Below are 17,642 nucleotides of genomic sequence, written 5' to 3' on the forward strand. Positions count from 1 at the left end.
CGCGGCCGGCGGCAGGGCGCAGCGCATCGGCAGGTTGCGACGCAGCCGGTCGAGGGTCAGCACGCCCTCCGGACCGAACTGGCCCGGTGTCGCCACGGTCTCGGCCCGCCCGCCCCAGATGCGCCGGATCTCTTCGGGATCGAGGCCGACGGACTGGATCGTCACCGGATTGAGGGCGCGGGCGGGCGCCACCACGAGCTTGGCGCCGCTCTCGGTGCCGCCGGCATCGGGCACGAGTTCGAAATCGATGACGCGCTTGGCGGCGATGGCGAGGCGGGCGGCCAGCGTCGCGGCGGCATCCGCGGTCTCGCGGTCCGCAACCGGCAGCACGAGGCGCGGGCGCTGGCCCGGCGCGGTGAAGGGCACGGCCCCCGCCTTGACCGCCGCGAGATCGGGGCTGCGCACCGCCCGGGCCAGGGACGGGATTTCGAGGCGGGTGCGGTCGAGAAAGAGGAAGCGCGGCTGCCGCGCCGCGGGCGAGAGGGTGTCGCAGACCTTGTCCGCCGCGTTCGGAAGCTGCGCGCTGATCTCGACGCTGTTCAGGCCCGGCCGCCACAGGCTCAAGGGCAGGGGGATGGCCTGATCGTCGAACACCTCACCGCGGGCATAGGGCAGCGGCACGCTCGCGGCGTTGCGGCCGTTGATGTCGACGACGATCTGGGCGCTCGAATCGAGCCCGGCTGCGTAGCCGCCGGCCAGGTGCAGCATGGCCTTGCCGTAGTCGGCGGGCACGAAATCGGGCGGAAAGCGCAGCTCGATCCGGGTGCGCAGCAGGCGCCCGTTGAACTCGCGGCTGGTGACGCCGAGGCGCTGCAATTCGAGCCGCTCGCCGCCCTGCACCTCGTAGCCCCGGATCAGGGGCGCGAGCGCCGTGCCCGGCCCGCTGCCGCCGGCATCGCCCGCCGCGGCGAGCTGGGCGGTCGCCGCCCGCACGTCGTCGGGGCCAAGGCCGGTCACGACGAGCGTCGGCGCGCGGTTGCTCCGCGGCGGCAGGAGGGCGAGCCGCGGCCCGGTGATCGGCCCGAGATCCTCGACGCCGTCCGTGCCGCGGATCTCGGCGGCGGTCCCCACGAGCAGGTTGACGCCGCTGCGGCCGGAGAGCGGCGGCCCGAAGCTGACCGCGGGCCGGGCGAGCCGGCTCACGACGGCGAGCGCCTGCACGGCGCCGATCATCCGCTCCAGACGCGGCAGGGTCGGCTTCTCGTTGAGCAGCACGCCCATGGGGAGGGCGCCGCTCTCGTCGGGTTCGAGGGCGGCCAGCGATTTCAGGTCGAGGTCGGCGGCCGGCGCGATCACCAGCCCGGAGCGCGAGGGATCGATCTGGGTCCAGAGCTCGTAGGTCGCCTCGATCGCGCAATCGACCCGGTGGCGCTGGCTCGCCGTCAGGGTCACGGCGTTGTAGCCGGCCTTGAGGACGCCGTCGGGAATCGCGAATTCCACGACCTTGACGGCGCCGGGGGCCTGAATCCGGGTCCAGCCGACCTTGGTGCCGTTGACGAGGCCGGTGAGTTCCGAGCCCTCCGGCGCCACCGAGATCGCCGAGAGGTAGGAGACGCGCAGCCGTGCCGCGCCCCGCGCCTGCCCCTCGGTGAGGTAGACCGGGTATTGCAGCACGTCCTCCTCGCCCGAGAGGCGGAAGCCGCGGGTGCCGGCGGGCAGGCGGCGGGCCGGGGCGATGGTCGCCTGGATCTGCGGGCGGCGTCCGCCGTCGGCGCTGTCGGGGGCCGACGGGCGGCCTTGCGCTGCCGGGGCGGCGGACGACGTGGGGGCGCGCGCGGGGATTTGCGCAGGGGCTTGAGCCGGTGCCGGGCCCTGCTTTCGCAGGGCGTCTCCGGTCGGCGGCACCGTCAGGCGCTCGGCCGGACCGGTCCCGAGGAAGCTCTGCGCGCGGGCCGGCACCCCGCCCATGAGCAGCGTGCAGACGAGCGCGACGGCCAGGGCCGGCGTCCGAGTGGCCCGGCGCGCGGGTCCGAGGCCGGCTCGTGGAAGAGGCTGCACCGTCATCGCGCTCACGCCGTGCCCGTGCCGCGCCCGGTCCGACCGGCAAGCGCGCGCTCATTCTCGTAATCGAGCATCATGCGCACCCAATCGTTCGAGGCGCGGGCAGGCGGGTTGGCCGAAGGGCTGGAGGAGGGGGCGGGCTGCGCGTTCACCGGGGCCTGAGCCGTCGGGGCTGGGCTTCGCGTCTCGGCCGTCACAGGCTCCCTCGGAGCCTGTGGGGCGGCCTGGAACGCGTAGGCCTGCACCGCTGGCGCAAGCAGCGGCTCGGGCAGGCTCGCCCCGGTCGGCGCCTGTTCCGGGGCATCGTAGATCGGCGAGGTGCCGTCGATCACCGGCGCCACCGCCGGTCGCGCGTCGGCGGCGAAGGCGTAGCGCACGGCGCGGAACGGCTCGGAAAGGCCCCACCAGATGAATTGCAGCGTGCCGGTCAGGATATCCTTGTGGCGGCGGCGGCGCATCTGGAAGCGGCGCATCGCCTCCGCATCGCCGTACATCAGGCCGGCGAGCGCCACGTAATCCTGTGGGCGCAGGCGGCCGAAGCTCAGGCGGGCGAAGGCCTCGTCCTTGGTGCGGTCGATCCGCTCCAGGGTCACCGGCAGGGCGCCGGCCGGGCGCGCGCCCGCCACCGGGATGACGGTGAGCGCCCCCGTGAGCTTGCGGTGTCCGCCCTCCGTCGGCAGCAGGGCGGCGGGCAGGCGCACCGTGCAGGCTTCGGCCGAGACCCGCTCGATCGACACGTCGATGGCCCGGCCGCCCAGCGTGATCTGGCCGCGCCGGTTGATGGCCAGCGAAGGCGCCCGCTCCAGTTGGCGGCGCTCGGCGCAGACCCCGAGGGCCGCGCCCGCGGTCAGCAGGTTGAAGAAGTTCCACAGGCCGACCACCAGCATCAGGTTGGTCACGCCCGGCTCGAACAGGTAGCGCCACGTCGCGACCGCGCAGCCCGCCGCCAGCAGCCCGTAGACGGCGAAGAACGGGAGCGAGGCCGACGAGAGATGGTCGTGGTCGAGGCTGATCCCCTTGTCGGTGACGTTGAAGGTCGGCTTTCGCGGCGACCAGATCACCGAGACGATGGCCTTCGACAGATAGAGGCCTTGAACGTATTCGTAGAGCTCCGAGACGAAGGGCCAGCGGAACTTGCCGTAGACGTAGTTCTGCATCATCAGGTTGATGACGATGTAGGTTGCCGTATAGGCGATCGATTCATCGACGCTGGCAACGAAAATCTTCAGATCGAAGAAAATGTGCAGCAGCGGCGCGAACATGAAAATCAGCCGCGGCACGGGGAAGAACCAGAACGTCATGCTCGAGAGGTAGGCGATCTTCTGGATCGGCTTGAGCCCCTTCTGCAGCGCGGGGTTCTTCAGGAGCAGGATCTGGAACATGCCCTGGCACCAGCGCGAGCGCTGGCCGATGAAGGCCGAGAGCGTCTCCGGCTGGAGGCCGGCGATCAGGGGCTTGTCGACATAGGCACTGGTCCAGCCGCGGGAATGCAGCTCGAAGGCGGTCTCGCAATCCTCGGTGATGGTGATGCCGGAGAATCCCCCGGCCTCGTCGAGGGCGGTGCGGCGCAGCAGGGCGGCGGAGCCGCAGAAGAACGAGCCGTTCCACTTGTCGAGCCCGCGCTGCGTCACCGCGTAGAACATCTCGTTCTCCGACGGCATCCGCTCGAAGGTCTTCAGGTTCCGCTCGATCGGATCGGGGTTGAGGAAGGCGTGCGGGGTCTGGACGAGGAAGAGCTTCGGGTCTTCGGCGAAGTAACCCACCGTCTCGCTCAGGAACGAGCGGAACGGGACGTGGTCGGCATCGAGCACGACGACGATCTCGCCGGTGGCGAAGGCGAGCCCGTTGTTGAGGTTGCCCGCCTTGGCGTGCTCGTTGCGGGCGCGGGTGAGGTAGCGGCAGCCGAGTTCCTCGGCCAGCACCGTCAGCTCCCGCCGCCGGTCGCGGGCGGCCTTGGCCTTCTCCGGGTTGGGGTCGGCGCATTTCTGGTCCGAGCCGCCGTCGTCGAGAAGCCAGACGTTAAGCTTGTCGGGCGGGTAGTTCATCTGGCGCGCGGCCGCCAGCGTCATCGCCAGGATGGCGGCGTCCTCGTTGTAGCTCGGCACGAACACGTCGACCGTCGGCAACTCGGCCGCGCGCGCCGCCGGGGGCGGGGGCCGCTTGAGCGGGTCGGCGTTGATGATGAGGCTCACGAACAGGATGAAGACGCAGTACAATTCGCCCACGAGCAGCAGCAGGCCAAAGCCGAAGCTGACCGGATCGCCGGGGGAGGGCAGCGTATCGGTGACCCGCCACAGGATGTAGCGGAGCACCACGAGGCTCCCGAGCGCCAGGAACACGAAGCGAGTGCGCGGCCCGTCGAGGAACAGCCACAGCACGATCATCGCCGCCATGGCGGCGAGACTCATGGCGAGCTGATTCTGCGTCCCGACCGGTTGGCTCAGCAGGATGAGGCCGGCAACCGTCGTTCCCATCCAGGCCAGCCACCGCAGCGCACGTATCACACTCGCCACCCCTGCCTCGTGGACGGATCCATCATGAAAATACGACGATTTCCGGATGCGTTCACGACGCCGCCGTCCCGCTCTGCGAACAAGGTTGATTTTGCGATGCAGAGCGTAGCGTCATCCGGAGAAAATGTCCGAAGATTCGGCAGAAATTCCGCGAAAATGACATGCGGTTGCGAGGAATGTCTTCCTGATACGGAAGCCATTCTTCGCTTGAGACAGCATTACTTTGCCGTGAGACGCGGAGACAAGGCGGCGGATTGTCCTCGTTGATCCAAGTGCTTGGCTTCGGCCGGCGGTCCGCCCGCTCTAAAAGTTCGCGCGCGCCTCGATGCTGGAATAGTAGCCCGTGCCCTGGACGCGGTCCCGCACGTAGCCGGCCGCGAGCGACATCTGGACCGGGCCGAAGCTCAGGCCCGAGAGATGGGCGCCGACGCGGTACTGGCGGAAGAAGTCGTCGCCGAGGAACAGCGCCTCCGGGCCGATATAGACGCCGTCGGCGACCATGTAGCCGACGCGGAAACGGGAATAGTAGGCGTTGAACTTGGTCGAGTAGGAGCCGTAGGCCGAGACCATGGTCCGGTCGGTCGGCGTGGCGTAGAAGTTTCCGGCGACCTTCAGGCCGACGCCCGTTCCGACGACCGGGTTGCCGGGGTCGGGGATCGAGAGTTGGTTGCTGCGGACGTTGAAGCCGACATAGCCGGCGAGCGCTGCCTCCCGCCAGATCCACTCATAGCCGGTGAGCAGCGAGCCCTCCTGCTGGTAGCCGGTGACGCGGGCGCCGACGGCCTGTCCGGGATAGGAGTAGGTGCCGGCCACGGCCTCGACGCGCACGCGCGCGCCGCTCACCGTCGGCGGGCTGCCGAGTGCCGTCGTCACGGTGAAGGAGCCGAAGGCCGAGGAGTTGGAGGTGATGCTGGTCGAGCCATCGACGGCCACCGCCCAACTGTCGTCCACCGCCTGCGCTTGCGCGCCGGTGTACCAATCGACGCTCGCGGTCGCGGGGGCCGGAGCCGGCAGGTCGGCGGCTCGGGCCGGGGCGGCGATCACGGCCGCAAGCCCGCAGGCAAGAATACAGAGATTCCCGGGAGCCCGTTGATGGTTGCGAGAAACCACAGCCATTCGATCCTCGGATACGCACACGCTACGCACCGATTTATCGGGGCCCACGGTTAACAAGAGCCTCTCCGAAACCAGGAAAGCCTGATTCATCTCGGCCGAGATCTTGTCAGGCATTCACGATGCCGGGTGGATTCAGGCCGCCCGGGCCTGCGGGGCCGCCGCGCTCAGCACCGCCGCGAGATCGTCGGGGCGGAACGGCTTGTCCAGTTGCAGGAACTGCCGCGCCGCGGCCGGCAGATGCCCGTGGGGGCTCGCCAGGATGATCCGGATGTCGGGATAGCGCTCGACCACCGTCGCGGCGAGCTGGAGGCCGGTCATCACGGGCATCGACTGGTCGGCGACCATGGCGTCGTAATCCGCGCTCTCGCCGAGCAGCGCGAGGGCGTGCTCGCCCGAGGCAGCCTGAACCACGTCGTGGCCGAGATCGGCCAGCGCCTCGGCGAGGCTCGCCCGGACGAGGCCGTCGCTCTCCACCAGGAGCACGCGCAGGGGGGAGTGCCAGAGGGCGGGCTGCTCCGGCTGCCGCTCGGTGGCCCGCAGCCAGATCTCCGCGACGAAGGCGTCCTCGCCGGTCCCGTCGGAGACGGGGCGCCAGCCGGCGTCGATTTCTTCGAGGAGCCGGGCCACCGTCTCCAGCGAGCCTAGGCAGGGTGTCCGCGCCGTCCGGCCGGGCTCGTGCTGTCCGCTGGCGACGAGGAGGCGCACGTAAGCGCCCGGCGGCAGGCCGAAGCCCGTCTCCGTCTCGGTCACCTCCTCGGCGGCCCCGACCGCGAAGCCGTGCAGCCCGTGATCGCGGAAGTGGAAGGCGAGGTTGAGCAGGACGAGTTCGAGGATCCGCTCGGCGCACAGCACCTTCGGCAGGTCGCCGGGCACGCGGTTGATGACTGGCACGTCGCGCAGCACGTTGGCCCCCATGAAGGCGAGGGCGGCCTCGACGCTCGTGCCGACGTCGCACTCGGCCAAAGCCTCGCCCTCGCCGCGCACGAGCCCGAGCATCCGCCGGGTCAGCGCCGCCCCGCGCTCGGCGCCCGCGAGCGCCGCATCGACGAGGCGTGCCGGCTCCGGGTTCAGGCCGTGACGCCGGCGTACGGTCGCGAGGTTGGCCTGCACGATCGTGAGCACGTCGTTGAAGTCGTGGACGATGCCGTCGGTCACGCGGCGCAGGATCGCGTTGCGCCGCCGCTCGTTCAGGCCCGAGGGCGTCTCCGACACGCCGCCCTCGATCGCCCGGCTCAGGGCGTGGATGCGGCTGCCGTCGCCCGCCGCGCGCAGGAAGCGCACCAGCACCCGCCGCTCCGCTTCGGGAACGGGCTCGGCGCCGTCGGCGCGGGCGCGCAGCACCACGTCGTGCGGCCCGTCGGCCCGGCGCGCGGCTTCGAGGGTGAGATCGAGGAGGGCGTGGTCCTCCGGCTCGAACCATTCGGCGAGGTCGGACAGGTCGGTGGCGTGGTCCGAGGCCGTCGCCGTCCCGGTCCGGTCGGAATCCGACCAGACGACCTGGCGCGTCTCCGGGTCGATCTCCCAGCAGGTCCAGCCGGACATCGCCTCGAAGGTCTGAAGCCGGCCTTTGATCCGGTCGAGACCGGTTCCCGCCAGCGCCAGCGCCGCCTCGCGGCTCTGGGAGCGGCCGGCGACCGCTTCGGTCAGCGCCGCGATCTCGCGCACCGGGGAGGCTGCAGCCTCGTCCGGCCCGGCCTCGCCCTGGGCGAGGCGTTGCAGCGGCTGCGCGGCGCGGCCCCCCATGGCGTAGCCGAGCCCGGCGGCCGCGCCCACCACGGCGAGCGCCAGCGCCAGGATGCGCCCGTCGGGCAGCAGACCCGCCGCCACGCTCGGCGGCGCATAGGCGGTCACCACCCAACCGGGAGAGCTGAGTTCGCGCCCGCTCTGGACGGGCGCGGAGGCCGAGCGGTGCTCGCCCCAGGGCGCGGACGCGGTGCCTGCGAGCAGCCGCCCGTCGGCGCCGCTCACGGTGAAGGCGATCGTTTCGGGCAGGTCGAGCGCTCGGCGCAGGCGGGGGCCGATCTCGAGGAAGGCAGGGCCGGCGCGAAGCTGGATCCGGTCGGAGCGTCCGGGCATCCCGAGGGAGAGGACGACATCGAAGGGTGCCGTCTCGTCCCCCTGGGTTGCGATGACGACCTCGGCGTTGCGCGCCCGCGCGAACCAGGGCTGCCGGGCGACGCTGCTGCCGGGCCGGCGCGGATCGGCGGCGGCGCGCACGCTGCCATCCGCGCCGATCAGCGCGGCATCCCCGTAGCGCGGGTTGAGCGCGAGCCAGTCCCGGAGCAGGGCCGAGCGCTCGGCCTCACCCAGCGTCGGATCGCCGGGGCGCAGCAGCAGCGCGACGGTGCGCGCATCCGCGACGCTGCCGTGCAGTTCGGCATCGACCGCGTCCGCGAAGGCGCGCGCGCCCGTCATCGCGGCACGCTGCGCGCCGTCCGTGGCGGGGCCGGCCCCGAGCATGGCGGTCCCGATCCAGGCGAGCCCGAGCGCCGCCGCCGCGATCAGGGCGAGCTGGGCCGCGTTCAGCACCTTGAGCGAGATCCGGACGGAATCCAGCATGCGGGGGCTCCGCCGGCACAGCTTGCCGGCCGCAGGGAACCGGGATTGGTATTCCTGCCCTTTAGACGAGGCCGCGAAGCGCTTAAGAGCCGGTTAATGCTGGCGGCATTCACCGCCGGACGGCCCGGTGTTGCCGGGAAGAGCCTCGCCCCGCACGCGAGAAACATCGAAAGCTATTCAGCGGGCCGGCAAACCGGCAGCCTCCTCGAATCGGATGCGACATCGCCCGACCGCCTTTAGAGGGTTTTGTGGTTTTTGTGGCATAGACGTTGCGAGGATGCGTCGGCTGGCCGTGAGGGCCGGTGACGGCGAGCACGAGCGTTTCCCCCCAACGCCCCCGCGGGGGCGGCTCTCGTGAGCGATTCCACCGGGACGGGATCGGCCTCGCCGTCTTCAAGGATGCGGAGCGCGAGATCGAGATGAACGCAATGGCCCTTTCCGTCGCCGTCGCCCCCGAGATGACCGAGGATGCGCTGGCGGCGCGGCTGATCGAGATGACGGTCGAGGATTGCCAGCGCGCCTTTGCCGAGGGCAGCGTCACCGCGGAGGCGCTGGCCGAAGCCTTCCTGGCGCGGATCGAGACCTACAACCCGCGCTACAAGGCGCTCATCGTGATGAATCCGCAGGCACTCGATGACGCCCGCGCCATCGATGCCCGCCGTGCGGCCGGCGAGGCGCTGGGGCCGCTCGCCGGGGTGCCCGTCGTTATCAAGGACACGATGGACATGGCCGGCCTGCCGAGCACCGGCGGCTGGCACTTCCTCAGCGCCGAGGCCGGCGGCGTCGATCTGATCCCGGCCACCGACGCGCCGGTGACGGCGCGGATGCGCGCGGCCGGCTGCGTCATCCTCGGCAAGACCAACGTGCCGGTGCTGAGCCATACCGGCAGCCACGCCAACGATTCCTGGGCCGGCCCCACCCTCAACCCGGCGGCACCCGACCGCATTCCCGGCGGCTCCAGTGCCGGCACCGCCACGGCGGTGGCCGCGAGCCTCGCCATCCTCGGGCTCGCCGAGGAGACCGGCGGCTCGATCCAGAACCCGGCCTCGGCGCAGGGCCTGGTCGGCATCAAGCCGAGCTTCGGTCTCGTGCCGAATGCCGGCGTGATGCCGCTGGCCGGCAGCACCCGCGACGTGGTCGGGCCGATCGCCCGCTGCGTGCGCGACGCCGCCCTCACCCTCGACGCGCTCGCCGGCTATTCCGCGGCCGATCCCAAAACCGTGGCCGGCATCGGCAAGCGCCCGGCCGCGGGCTACGCGGCGGGGCTCGACGCGGGCGCGCTGGCGGGCAAGCGCCTCGGCCTCTACGGACCCGGCTGGCGCGACCTGCCGCTCTCGGAAGAGGCGAGCGCCCTCTACGCACGGACGCAGAAGGAACTGGAGGCGGCCGGCGCCACCCTGGTGGCCGACCCCTTCGCCGGCACCGAGTTCGCCGCCATCGCCGAGCCGACGCCGGGCCTCGTCTACTTCGACGCCCGCGGTTTCGAATCCGCGCCCTACGATCTCCAGCTCTATCTGGAGCGGATGGGGCCGGACGTGGCGATCCGCAGCTTTGCCGCCTTCGCCGAAGCGACGAAAGCCGAGGACGCGTTCGCGCCCGGCGGCGTGCTGCATCCGATCACCAACCTGCCGGGGCTCGCGCCCTGCCTTGCCGACCCGGCGAGCCCGCCCGACCTCTCCGACTTCCTCGCCGCCCGCGAGGCCTATCTCGCTTTGTTCGACCGGGTGATGGCGGAGCACGGGCTCGACGCCCTGGTCTTCCCGCAGATGCGGGCCGAGCTGCCCCCGCTGCACGGCCCCGGCACGCTGCTCGAGACCACGGTCTGCGAGATCAATATCGCCGGCCTGCCTGGGGTGACGCTGCCGGCGGGCGCCTACGCCTCCGGCGCGCCGTTCAACCTGATCTTCGTCGGCCGGATGTGGAGCGAGGGTGACCTGCTCGCCTGCGCCTACGCCTACGAGCAGGCGACGCATCACCGCCGCGCCCCGGCCCTCGACGCCTGATTCTCTTCTCGGTCCGGGCAAGAGCCCGTCCGGCCCCAATCGGCCGGACGGGCTTGCTGCGTGGGCTTGCACGCTGCGGCCCTTGCACGCTGTGCACGTCCTGAAATTGTGCGCGACCGTTTCACGGCCGCGGCGCTATCTTGGCCCTGAACGGGGACAGGGCCGGGATGCTGACCGATCATCGCCACGAGGAAATTCTCTCGCAGCTTGCGCAGACGGGACGCGTCGGCGTCACCAGCATCGCGGCCACCCTCGCGGTCTCCGACGAGACGATCCGGCGTGACCTGAAGATGCTGGAGGAGCGCGGGCTGCTGCGGCGCATCCACGGCGGTGCCGTCCGGCCCCGCCTCGATCAGGAGCGCCCGCTCACCGAGCGCAGCGGGCTCAACAGCCGCGAGAAGGGCCGCGTCGCCGCGCTCGCCGAGGGGCTGGTGGAGGACGGGATGTCGATCTTCATCGACACCGGCACCACCACGCTGGCCCTTGCCCGGCGGCTCACCACCCGCAAGCTCACGGTGACGACGAACTCGATCGACCTCGCACTGCTGCTGGCCGACAGCCCGGCGCGGGTGAACCTGACGCCGGGCCGGCTGCGGCCGAACGACAACGCGCTCGTCGGCTACGACACCGTGGACTATGCCCGGCGCCACTTCTTCGACCTCGCGATCATGGGCATCGCCGCCTGCGACCTCGCGCAGGGCTGGATGGACTACGAGGAGCACGAATCCGTCCTGCGCCGGGCGCTGCGGGGCCAGACCCGGCGGGCGGTGCTGCTCGCCGATTCCCGCAAGTTCGGGCGCCAGGCCAACCTCCAGACCTTCGATCTGGCCGCGCCGCTCACCGTGGTGACCGACCGCCCGCCGCCCGAGCCCTTCGCCGAGCGCTTCAGCCGGCACGATGTCGATCTGATCTGCGGGTGAGGCCGGTGGCTTGGAGACGGCGCCTCGATCCATGGGTTCACGGCGTCGGAAGCGTCGTCGTGACCTCGGGCGGGGTCTCGCGCACGGCGCGCAACTCGTACCAGAGAGCGTTGAGCACGCCGACCGCGGCGGCCAGTCCGAGGCCGAGGATCCAGGCGAAGTACCACATCGTCGCGAGTCCTGATGCGAGAGCAGGGGGCCAGAAAAGCAGGCCCCGGCGCCGCCGGGGCCGGGATCGTCAGTAGGCGGCCGAGCCGGGGGCGGTGATGTCGCGCTCCGAGACCTTGCCCCACAGCACCCGGTAGACCCACGCCGTGTAGGCGAGGATGATCGGCAGGAAGACCACCGTCGCGATCAGCATGTTACGCAGGGTCGCCCGGCTGGAGGAGGCGTCGAACACGGTCAGCGCGTGGCCCGGATGCGTGTTCGAGGGCAGGATGACCGGGAACATCGACAGGCCGACGGTGGCGATGATGCAGGCGATGCCGAGGCTGGAGGCCAGGAGGGTCAGCCCCTCGTGCCGGGTGCGGAAGCCCAAAGCCGCGAGCAGCGGACCGGCGATGCCGAGGAGCGGCACCAGGGCGAGCGCGGGATGGGCCCGGAAGTTGGCGAGCCACGCGCCCGCATCCGCCACCACCGCCTTGGTCAGCGGGTTGGACGGGCCGTCGCCGGGAAGCGGGCTCACCACCCGGTAGCCGCCGAAGGCGCCGGCCCAGATCAGGAGGCCGCCGAGTGCGAACAGGGCGGCGGTGGCGAGCGCGGCCTTGAGCCCGATGGCGCGGGCGCGCTCGGCGACCGGCCCCTCGGCCTTGAAGGCGAGCCACGCCGCGCCGTGCGCCACCAGCATCGCCAGCGAGACGCCGCCGCAGAGCAGCGCCAGCGGGTTGAGCAGGCCCAGCAGGCTGCCCCCGTAGATCGGGCGAAGGTCGCTCGTGAAGTGGAAGGGCACGCCCTGGAGCACGTTGCCGACGGCGACGCCGAAGATCAGCGCCGGCACCGCGCCGCCGACGAACAAAGCCCAGTCCCAGCGTGCGCGCCAGGCCGCGCTCGCCCGCTTGGAGCGGTACTTGAACGCCACCGGCCGCAGGATGAGGGCGAACAGCACGAGGAACATGGCGAGGTAGAAGCCGGAGAAGCTCAGCGCGTAGAGCGCGGGCCAGGCGGCGAAGATCGCGCCGCCGCCGAGCACCAGCCAGACCTGGTTGCCTTCCCAGGTGGCGGACACGGTGTGGATTGCCACCCGCCGCTCGACATCGGTGCGCCCGACGAAGGGAAGCAGGGCGCCGACGCCGAGATCGAAGCCGTCGGTGACGGCAAAGCCGATCAGCAGCACGCCGAGCAATACCCACCAGATCAGGCGTAAGCTTTCGTAGTCCGAGAGAAGGGCGAGCATGGAGGGAAATTCCTCAGGGGAGGGGCCGGCGCGACGGCAGGGACGGCCGGCTAGGAGTGCCTCACAAAACCTCCGATCTCTGACCGTTCTCGCTTTGGCGAGGACGGCCCAGCGGGAGTTTTGTGAGAGACACGAAGGGGGAGAGGGCTATTCGGCGGCGGCGACGAGGCCGGCCTCGCTCCGGTTCGTGCCGGCGCCGGGGAAGAGGGCGGCCGGGTCCTCGGCCAGGGTCTCGGGCCCCTTGGCGATGGCACGCAGCATCAGCTGCACCTCGATCACCGCGAGCACGCCGTAGACCAGGGTGAAGCCGGCGATGGTGATGAGGAGGGAGGGGATGCCGAGTTCGGAGGTCGCGAGCGCGGTCGGCAGCACGCCCTCGATGATCCAGGGCTGGCGGCCGAACTCGGCAACGAACCAGCCGAACTCGATCGCGATCCAGGGCAGCGGCAGGGCGAAGAGCGCGGCCCGGAACAGCCAGCGCGGCGCCTCGGCCTCGCGGGCGGTGTACCAGAGCGCGGCGCCGAACAGGCCGATCAGCAGGAAGCCGCAGGCCACCATCGCCCGGAAGCTGAAGAACAGCGAGGGCACGTGCGGCACGGTGGACCACGCCGCCCTGTCGATATCCGCGTCGGTCGCCGTCCGTGGATCGCTGATCAGCGGCTTGAGGAGCTGCGCGTAGCCGAGGTCGGTTTGCGTCCGGGCGAACTCGGCGCGGGCCGCCTCATCCGTGCGGTCGGCCTTGATCCGCTCCAGCGCGGCGTAGGCGACGAGCCCGTTGCGGATGCGGTCCTTGGCGTGCCCGACCAGTTCGGTGATGCCGGGGATCTCGGTCGACAGCGAGCGGGTGCCGATCAGGCCCATCGCGTAGGGGATGTGGAGCGCGTAGCGGGTGGTGCGGCTCTCCAGATCCGGGACGCCGATTGCCGTGAAGGCGGCCGGCGGGGCTTCCGTGTGCCACATCGCCTCCATGGCGGCGAGCTTCATCTTCTGGTGGTCGGTGACGGCGTAGCCGCTCTCGTCGCCGAGCACGACGACACTGAGCGCCGAGGCGAGGCCAAAGGCCGCCGCGATGGCAAACGAGCGCTTGGCGAGTTCGAGATGCCGCCCGCGCAGGATGTAGAAGGCCGAGACGCCGAGCACGAAGACCGCGCCGCAGACATAGCCGGCCGAGACCGTGTGGACGAACTTCGCCTGCGCCACCGGATTGAAGATCACGGCGCTAAAATCGGTCACCTCCATGCGCATCGTGTCGGGGTTGAACAGAGAGCCGACCGGGTTCTGCATCCAGCCGTTGGCGATCAGGATCCAGAGTGCGGAGAAGTTGGTGCCCAGCGCCATCAGCCACGTGACGATGCAGTGGGCGAGCGCCGTGAGCTTGTCCCAGCCGAAGAAAAACAGCCCGACGAAGGTCGCCTCCAGGAAGAAGGCCATCAGGCCCTCGATGGCGAGCGGGGCCCCGAACACATCGCCGACATAGTGCGAATAGTAGGCCCAGTTCATGCCGAACTGGAACTCCATGGTCAGGCCCGTGGCCACACCCAGGGCGAAATTGATCCCGAACAGGAGGCCCCAGAACTTGGTCATGTCGCGCCAGATCTTACGGCGCGTCATGACGTAGACCGTCTCCATCATGGCGACGAGAATCGAGAGTCCGAGCGTCAGCGGCACGAACAGGAAGTGGTACATCGCCGTCAGCGCGAATTGCAGGCGCGACAGATCGACGAGCAGCGGATCGGTCATGGGAGGCTCCTTGTCCGACGCCGCCTGTCGCGCCGCCGCGCTTGGCGATCCTTGACGCAGATCAAGGCCGCTCTCGCGGCCCCCGCCGCACAAGGCGGCATGACCCGACGATCCCCCCGCGCCCGATCCGGCCGCGCCAGCCTCGAGCCCGCGGCGCTCGCCCTCGCCCACGGTGTGGCGCGGGCCGGCCTCTCGCGCCTCCACGGCCTCCAGGCCCTGCGTTGTGCCGCGACGCTCGGGCTCGCCGTGGCGCTGGCGCGGCTCGCCGGCACGCTGATCGAGACAGGGCAACTCGACGCGATCGCGCTCGGCCTCGCCGGGGCCTGCCTTCTCGCGGGTGCCGGCCTGGCGAGCGCGATCGAAGCGCGCAGTGCCGCCCTGGAGGCGGAGGTCGCCGTTGCGCTGATCGATGCCGCCGAGGCGCGGCTCGCCGCGATGCCGGCCCGCGCCGCCGCCGACCTGCCGCGCGGGGCGGTGATCGCCGGATTGCAGCGGCATCCCGGCGCGCTGGCCCGCCTCGTCGTCGGCCACGCCGCGGCGCGGCGGATGATGGCGCTCGGGCCGGTGCTGACGGCGGGGGCGGTGGCCGTCGTCTCGTGGCAGGCGGCTTCGGCGCTGCTCCTCGCCACACCGGTGATGATCGTGTTCTTCGCCCTCGTCGGCGGCATGATCCGCGACCGGGCCGCGGCCCAGGAGGCGGCGCTCGGGCGCCTCGCCACACAGTTCGCCGACCGGGTGCGGACGCTGCCGACGATCCTCGCTGCCCACGGCCTTCCCCGCGAGACGGCCAAGCTCGACCGGTGGCTCCAGGCCTATGCCGACGGCACCATGGGCGTCCTGGCGGTGGCCTTCCTCAATGCGGGCGTGCTCGACTTCTTCGCCTCGCTCGCCATCGCGATCCTGGCGGTGTTCCTCGGGCTCGGCCATCTCGGTCTCGCCGAGATTCCTGGTTTTGCGCATCTGGCGCTCTGGCAGAGCTTGCTGATCCTGCTGCTCGCACCCGAGTATTTTCTGCCGTTCCGCCGCTACGCCGAACTCTACCATGCCAAGGCCGAGGGTGAGGCCGCCGCCGAGGCGCTCGCCGGGGTGTTTTCGGAAGAAGCCGAGACGAGGCCCGAACGCGGCTTGGCTCCGGCGGTGCCGGGCGCCCGCGGCCTCGTCCTGCCCCATGCCGGACCGGTCCCCGATTTCGACCTGCCGGAAACCGGCCTCGTCGCGCTGACCGGGCCGAGCGGGGCCGGCAAGTCCACCCTGCTGCGGATGCTGGCCGGTGTTGAGGCGCCGCTTTCCGGGGCCGTCCGCTTGCCGGGGCCCGGCCGTCCGGCGACCTGGGTCTCCCTCGACACGCCGATCCCGGCCGGCACGCTCGGCGCGGCCATCGCGGACGGCACCCTCGCGGCGCCCGAGGCCGTGGCGGCGGCCGCCGCGACCCTCGGCCTGGGCGACGATTCGCACTGGCCCGGCGGCCTCGATGCCCCCGTGCGGGCGGGCGCTGAAAACCTCTCCGGCGGCCAGCGGGTCCGTATCGCCGTCGCGCGCCTGCTGCTGCGGCCGGGCACCGCCTTCTGTGACGAGCCGACCGCCAAGCTCGATCCCGAGAACGCCGCGCGGGTGCGCCAAGCCTTGGCCTGTGCCGCCCGCACCCGCCTCGTCATCGTGGCGACCCACGACCCGGCGCTGGCGGCGATGGCCGACCGGCGCATCGCCCTCGGGGCCATCCCTTGCGAGAGGCAGGCCGCGTGATGCGCACCCGCTCCGATACGACGCCGGCCGGTTCCGGCCGCGCCGTAACGTCCCGAGCTTGGACCCTCGCCTTCGCCCTCGCGGCGCTGGCGCTCGCGGCGAATCTCGCGCTGGCCGGCACTGCCGTGACCTTCCTGGCCGCGGTGGCCTTGGCCGGCACCGGGCCGGCGGCCTTCGCCTTCAACTTCCACCATCCCGCCGCTCTGGTGCGCCTGTTCGCGCTGCTGCGCACGGGCGCGCGCTACGGCGAGCGCATGGCCAGCCACCGCGCGGCGCTGACCGATCAGGTCCGCCGCCGCGCCGGCCTGTTCGCGGCCCTGGCGCGGGCGCCGGAGAGCCGCGGCGCCGGCTGGCAACTCGGACGACCGGAGCGCCTCGCCGACTTCATCGATGACGTCGCCGACATCGACTACGCCCGGCTGCGCGTCGGCTTTCCCCTCGCCACGACCGGCGCGGCGCTTGCCGGTCTCGTGCTCGCCACGGCCCTCGTGGCGCCGCTCGCGCTCCTTCCCGTCGCGGCGCTCGCGCTGGCGGGCGGCCTCGTGGCCCGACACGCGCTGACGCGGCTCGCGGCCATCGAGGCGTGGGTCCGCCGCGCGCGGCGCACCGCCGCCGCCGATCTCGGAGCGGCTTTGGCGGGCGCGGTTCCCCTCGACGCCGAGGGGCAGCGCGGCCCGGTCCTGCGGATCGCCCTCGATCCCCTGCGCGATGCCGAACGCGAGGCCGCCTGCGGACGGCGCGCGCTCGCCCGGCTCGAGGCCGTGCTGGCGCTGGCCGGCCCCGCCATCGCCCTGGCCGTGCTGCTCACGCCCTGGAGCGCGGGCGCCCGCGGTACCGCGCTCTTGCCCGCCGCCTTCCTGGCCTTCACGTGGCTCGCCCTCGCGGAGCCGATCCTGTCCCTGCCGCGGGCGCTGCTCGGCTCCGTCCGCGCCCGCCTCGCCCGCCAGTCCCTCGCCGTGGAGGGCGGCCACGCCGCGGAGCCGGCCCCCCGGCCCGGTCCGGCCCTCGGCGCCCTGACCCTGCACGGCCTACGCCTGCGGACGCCGGACGGACGCGATCTCGGCCCGGCGCCGGAGTTGGCCATCGTGCCCGGCACGCCGCTGACCCTCGTCGGCGCCAGCGGCTGCGGCAAGACCACCCTGTTGAAGGCGCTCGCCGGCTGGAGCGCGGAGCGGCCCGGCGAGACGATCCGGCTCGGCGGCGCCGTCCGCCCGGCGGCCGAGCGGCGGGGGCTGACGCATCTGAGCCTGCACGATGCGGCGATCCTGTCCGACACCGTACGCGAGAACCTGTTCGCGCCCGGCGCCTCCGACGCGGCTTTGTGGGCGGCGCTGGAGGCCGTCGAGCTCGAAGCCCGCATCCGCGCGGCCGGCGGCCTCGATGCCTGGATCGCCGAGGGCGGCCTTTCGCTGGGCGAAGCGCAACGCCTCAACCTCGCCCGCGCTCGGCTGAGCCCGGCTCCCGTCATCCTGCTCGACGAGCCGGCCGAGCATCTCGGTGACGATCAGGCCGCACGCATCCTCGGTCGCCTGCTCGCGCACTGGCATGACCGCATCGTCGTGCTGACGAGCCACCGCCCGGATCTCGGGCTGCCCGGGCGCCGGGTCTCGCTCGGGCCGGATTGAGGCAAGCCCAACCCGAACGCCGAGGGGCG

General features: G+C 71.9%; 11 protein-coding genes. 4 read left to right on the forward strand and 7 right to left on the reverse strand.

Annotated elements, in window-relative coordinates:
* The 4 genes from E4V01_RS21215 to E4V01_RS21230 form a co-directional block, all read right to left on the reverse strand.
* The coding region (locus E4V01_RS21215; RefSeq protein ID WP_135299719.1) for a cellulose biosynthesis cyclic di-GMP-binding regulatory protein BcsB at positions 1–2,013 on the reverse strand (2,013 nt) is incomplete at its 3' end.
* Positions 2,010–4,514: a UDP-forming cellulose synthase catalytic subunit gene (gene bcsA, locus E4V01_RS21220; protein ID WP_135299720.1), complete on the reverse strand. Its 2,505-nt coding sequence runs from the start codon at positions 4,512–4,514 to the stop codon at positions 2,010–2,012. The genes bcsA and E4V01_RS21215, both read right to left, overlap by 4 nt.
* Before the next feature lie 303 nt (positions 4,515–4,817).
* A complete protein-coding gene (gene bcsS / locus E4V01_RS21225; protein WP_135299721.1) occupies positions 4,818–5,630 on the reverse strand; it encodes a cellulose biosynthesis protein BcsS in 813 nt (270 codons plus the stop codon).
* Between the two features lie 132 nt (positions 5,631–5,762).
* A complete protein-coding gene (locus tag E4V01_RS21230) occupies positions 5,763–8,189 on the reverse strand; it encodes a response regulator (RefSeq protein WP_135299722.1) in 2,427 nt (808 codons plus the stop codon).
* Positions 8,190–8,608: 419 nt separating this feature from the next.
* On the opposite strand from E4V01_RS21230, the gene E4V01_RS21235 reads away from it, so the two are divergent.
* On the forward strand, positions 8,609–10,192 hold the full coding sequence (locus E4V01_RS21235; protein WP_135299757.1) for an amidase: 1,584 nt from the start codon (positions 8,609–8,611) through the stop codon (positions 10,190–10,192).
* A 167-nt stretch (positions 10,193–10,359) separates the two neighbouring features.
* Positions 10,360–11,112, forward strand: a complete 753-nt coding sequence (locus tag E4V01_RS21240) for a DeoR/GlpR family DNA-binding transcription regulator (protein ID WP_060769019.1) — start codon at positions 10,360–10,362, stop codon at positions 11,110–11,112.
* 37 nt (positions 11,113–11,149) lie between these two features.
* Here the strand turns inward: E4V01_RS21240 and cydX are convergent, their stop codons facing one another.
* The 3 genes from cydX to E4V01_RS21255 form a co-directional block, all read right to left on the reverse strand.
* Positions 11,150–11,281 carry a cytochrome bd-I oxidase subunit CydX gene (gene cydX / locus E4V01_RS21245; protein ID WP_083530776.1) on the reverse strand — a complete coding sequence of 44 codons (132 nt, stop codon included), beginning with the start codon at positions 11,279–11,281 and terminating at the stop codon, positions 11,150–11,152.
* Between the two features lie 69 nt (positions 11,282–11,350).
* Positions 11,351–12,505, reverse strand: a complete 1,155-nt coding sequence (cydB, locus tag E4V01_RS21250; protein WP_135299723.1) for a cytochrome d ubiquinol oxidase subunit II — start codon at positions 12,503–12,505, stop codon at positions 11,351–11,353.
* A 147-nt stretch (positions 12,506–12,652) separates the two neighbouring features.
* The gene (locus E4V01_RS21255) at positions 12,653–14,245 is read right to left on the reverse strand and encodes a cytochrome ubiquinol oxidase subunit I (protein ID WP_135299724.1); all 1,593 of its coding nucleotides are present in this window, start codon (positions 14,243–14,245) and stop codon (positions 12,653–12,655) included.
* Between the two features lie 99 nt (positions 14,246–14,344).
* On the opposite strand from E4V01_RS21255, the gene E4V01_RS21260 reads away from it, so the two are divergent.
* Both E4V01_RS21260 and E4V01_RS21265 read left to right on the forward strand, forming a co-directional pair.
* Positions 14,345–15,988 carry an ATP-binding cassette domain-containing protein gene (locus E4V01_RS21260; protein ID WP_135299725.1) on the forward strand — a complete coding sequence of 548 codons (1,644 nt, stop codon included), beginning with the start codon at positions 14,345–14,347 and terminating at the stop codon, positions 15,986–15,988.
* The gene (locus E4V01_RS21265; protein ID WP_193763265.1) at positions 15,988–17,613 is read left to right on the forward strand and encodes an ATP-binding cassette domain-containing protein; all 1,626 of its coding nucleotides are present in this window, start codon (positions 15,988–15,990) and stop codon (positions 17,611–17,613) included. The genes E4V01_RS21260 and E4V01_RS21265 overlap by 1 nt, the downstream gene beginning before the upstream one ends.
* The last annotated feature ends 29 nt before the right edge of the window (positions 17,614–17,642 follow it).

Source organism: Methylorubrum sp. Q1 (assembly GCF_004683995.1).
Lineage (GTDB): Bacteria > Pseudomonadota > Alphaproteobacteria > Rhizobiales > Beijerinckiaceae > Methylobacterium.

Excerpts from the sequence above, each read along its gene's own strand:
- bcsS (WP_135299721.1), bottom strand. The coding sequence starts at position 5,630 with ATGGCTGTGGTTTCTCGCAACCATCAACGGGCTCCCGGGAATCTCTGT.
- E4V01_RS21230 (WP_135299722.1), bottom strand. The coding sequence starts at position 8,189 with ATGCTGGATTCCGTCCGGATCTCGCTCAAGGTGCTGAACGCGGCCCAG.
- E4V01_RS21235 (WP_135299757.1), top strand. The coding sequence starts at position 8,609 with ATGAACGCAATGGCCCTTTCCGTCGCCGTCGCCCCCGAGATGACCGAG.
- E4V01_RS21240 (WP_060769019.1), top strand. The coding sequence starts at position 10,360 with ATGCTGACCGATCATCGCCACGAGGAAATTCTCTCGCAGCTTGCGCAG.
- cydX (WP_083530776.1), bottom strand. The coding sequence starts at position 11,281 with ATGTGGTACTTCGCCTGGATCCTCGGCCTCGGACTGGCCGCCGCGGTC.
- cydB (WP_135299723.1), bottom strand. The coding sequence starts at position 12,505 with ATGCTCGCCCTTCTCTCGGACTACGAAAGCTTACGCCTGATCTGGTGG.
- E4V01_RS21255 (WP_135299724.1), bottom strand. The coding sequence starts at position 14,245 with ATGACCGATCCGCTGCTCGTCGATCTGTCGCGCCTGCAATTCGCGCTG.
- E4V01_RS21260 (WP_135299725.1), top strand. The coding sequence starts at position 14,345 with ATGACCCGACGATCCCCCCGCGCCCGATCCGGCCGCGCCAGCCTCGAG.
- E4V01_RS21265 (WP_193763265.1), top strand. The coding sequence starts at position 15,988 with ATGCGCACCCGCTCCGATACGACGCCGGCCGGTTCCGGCCGCGCCGTA.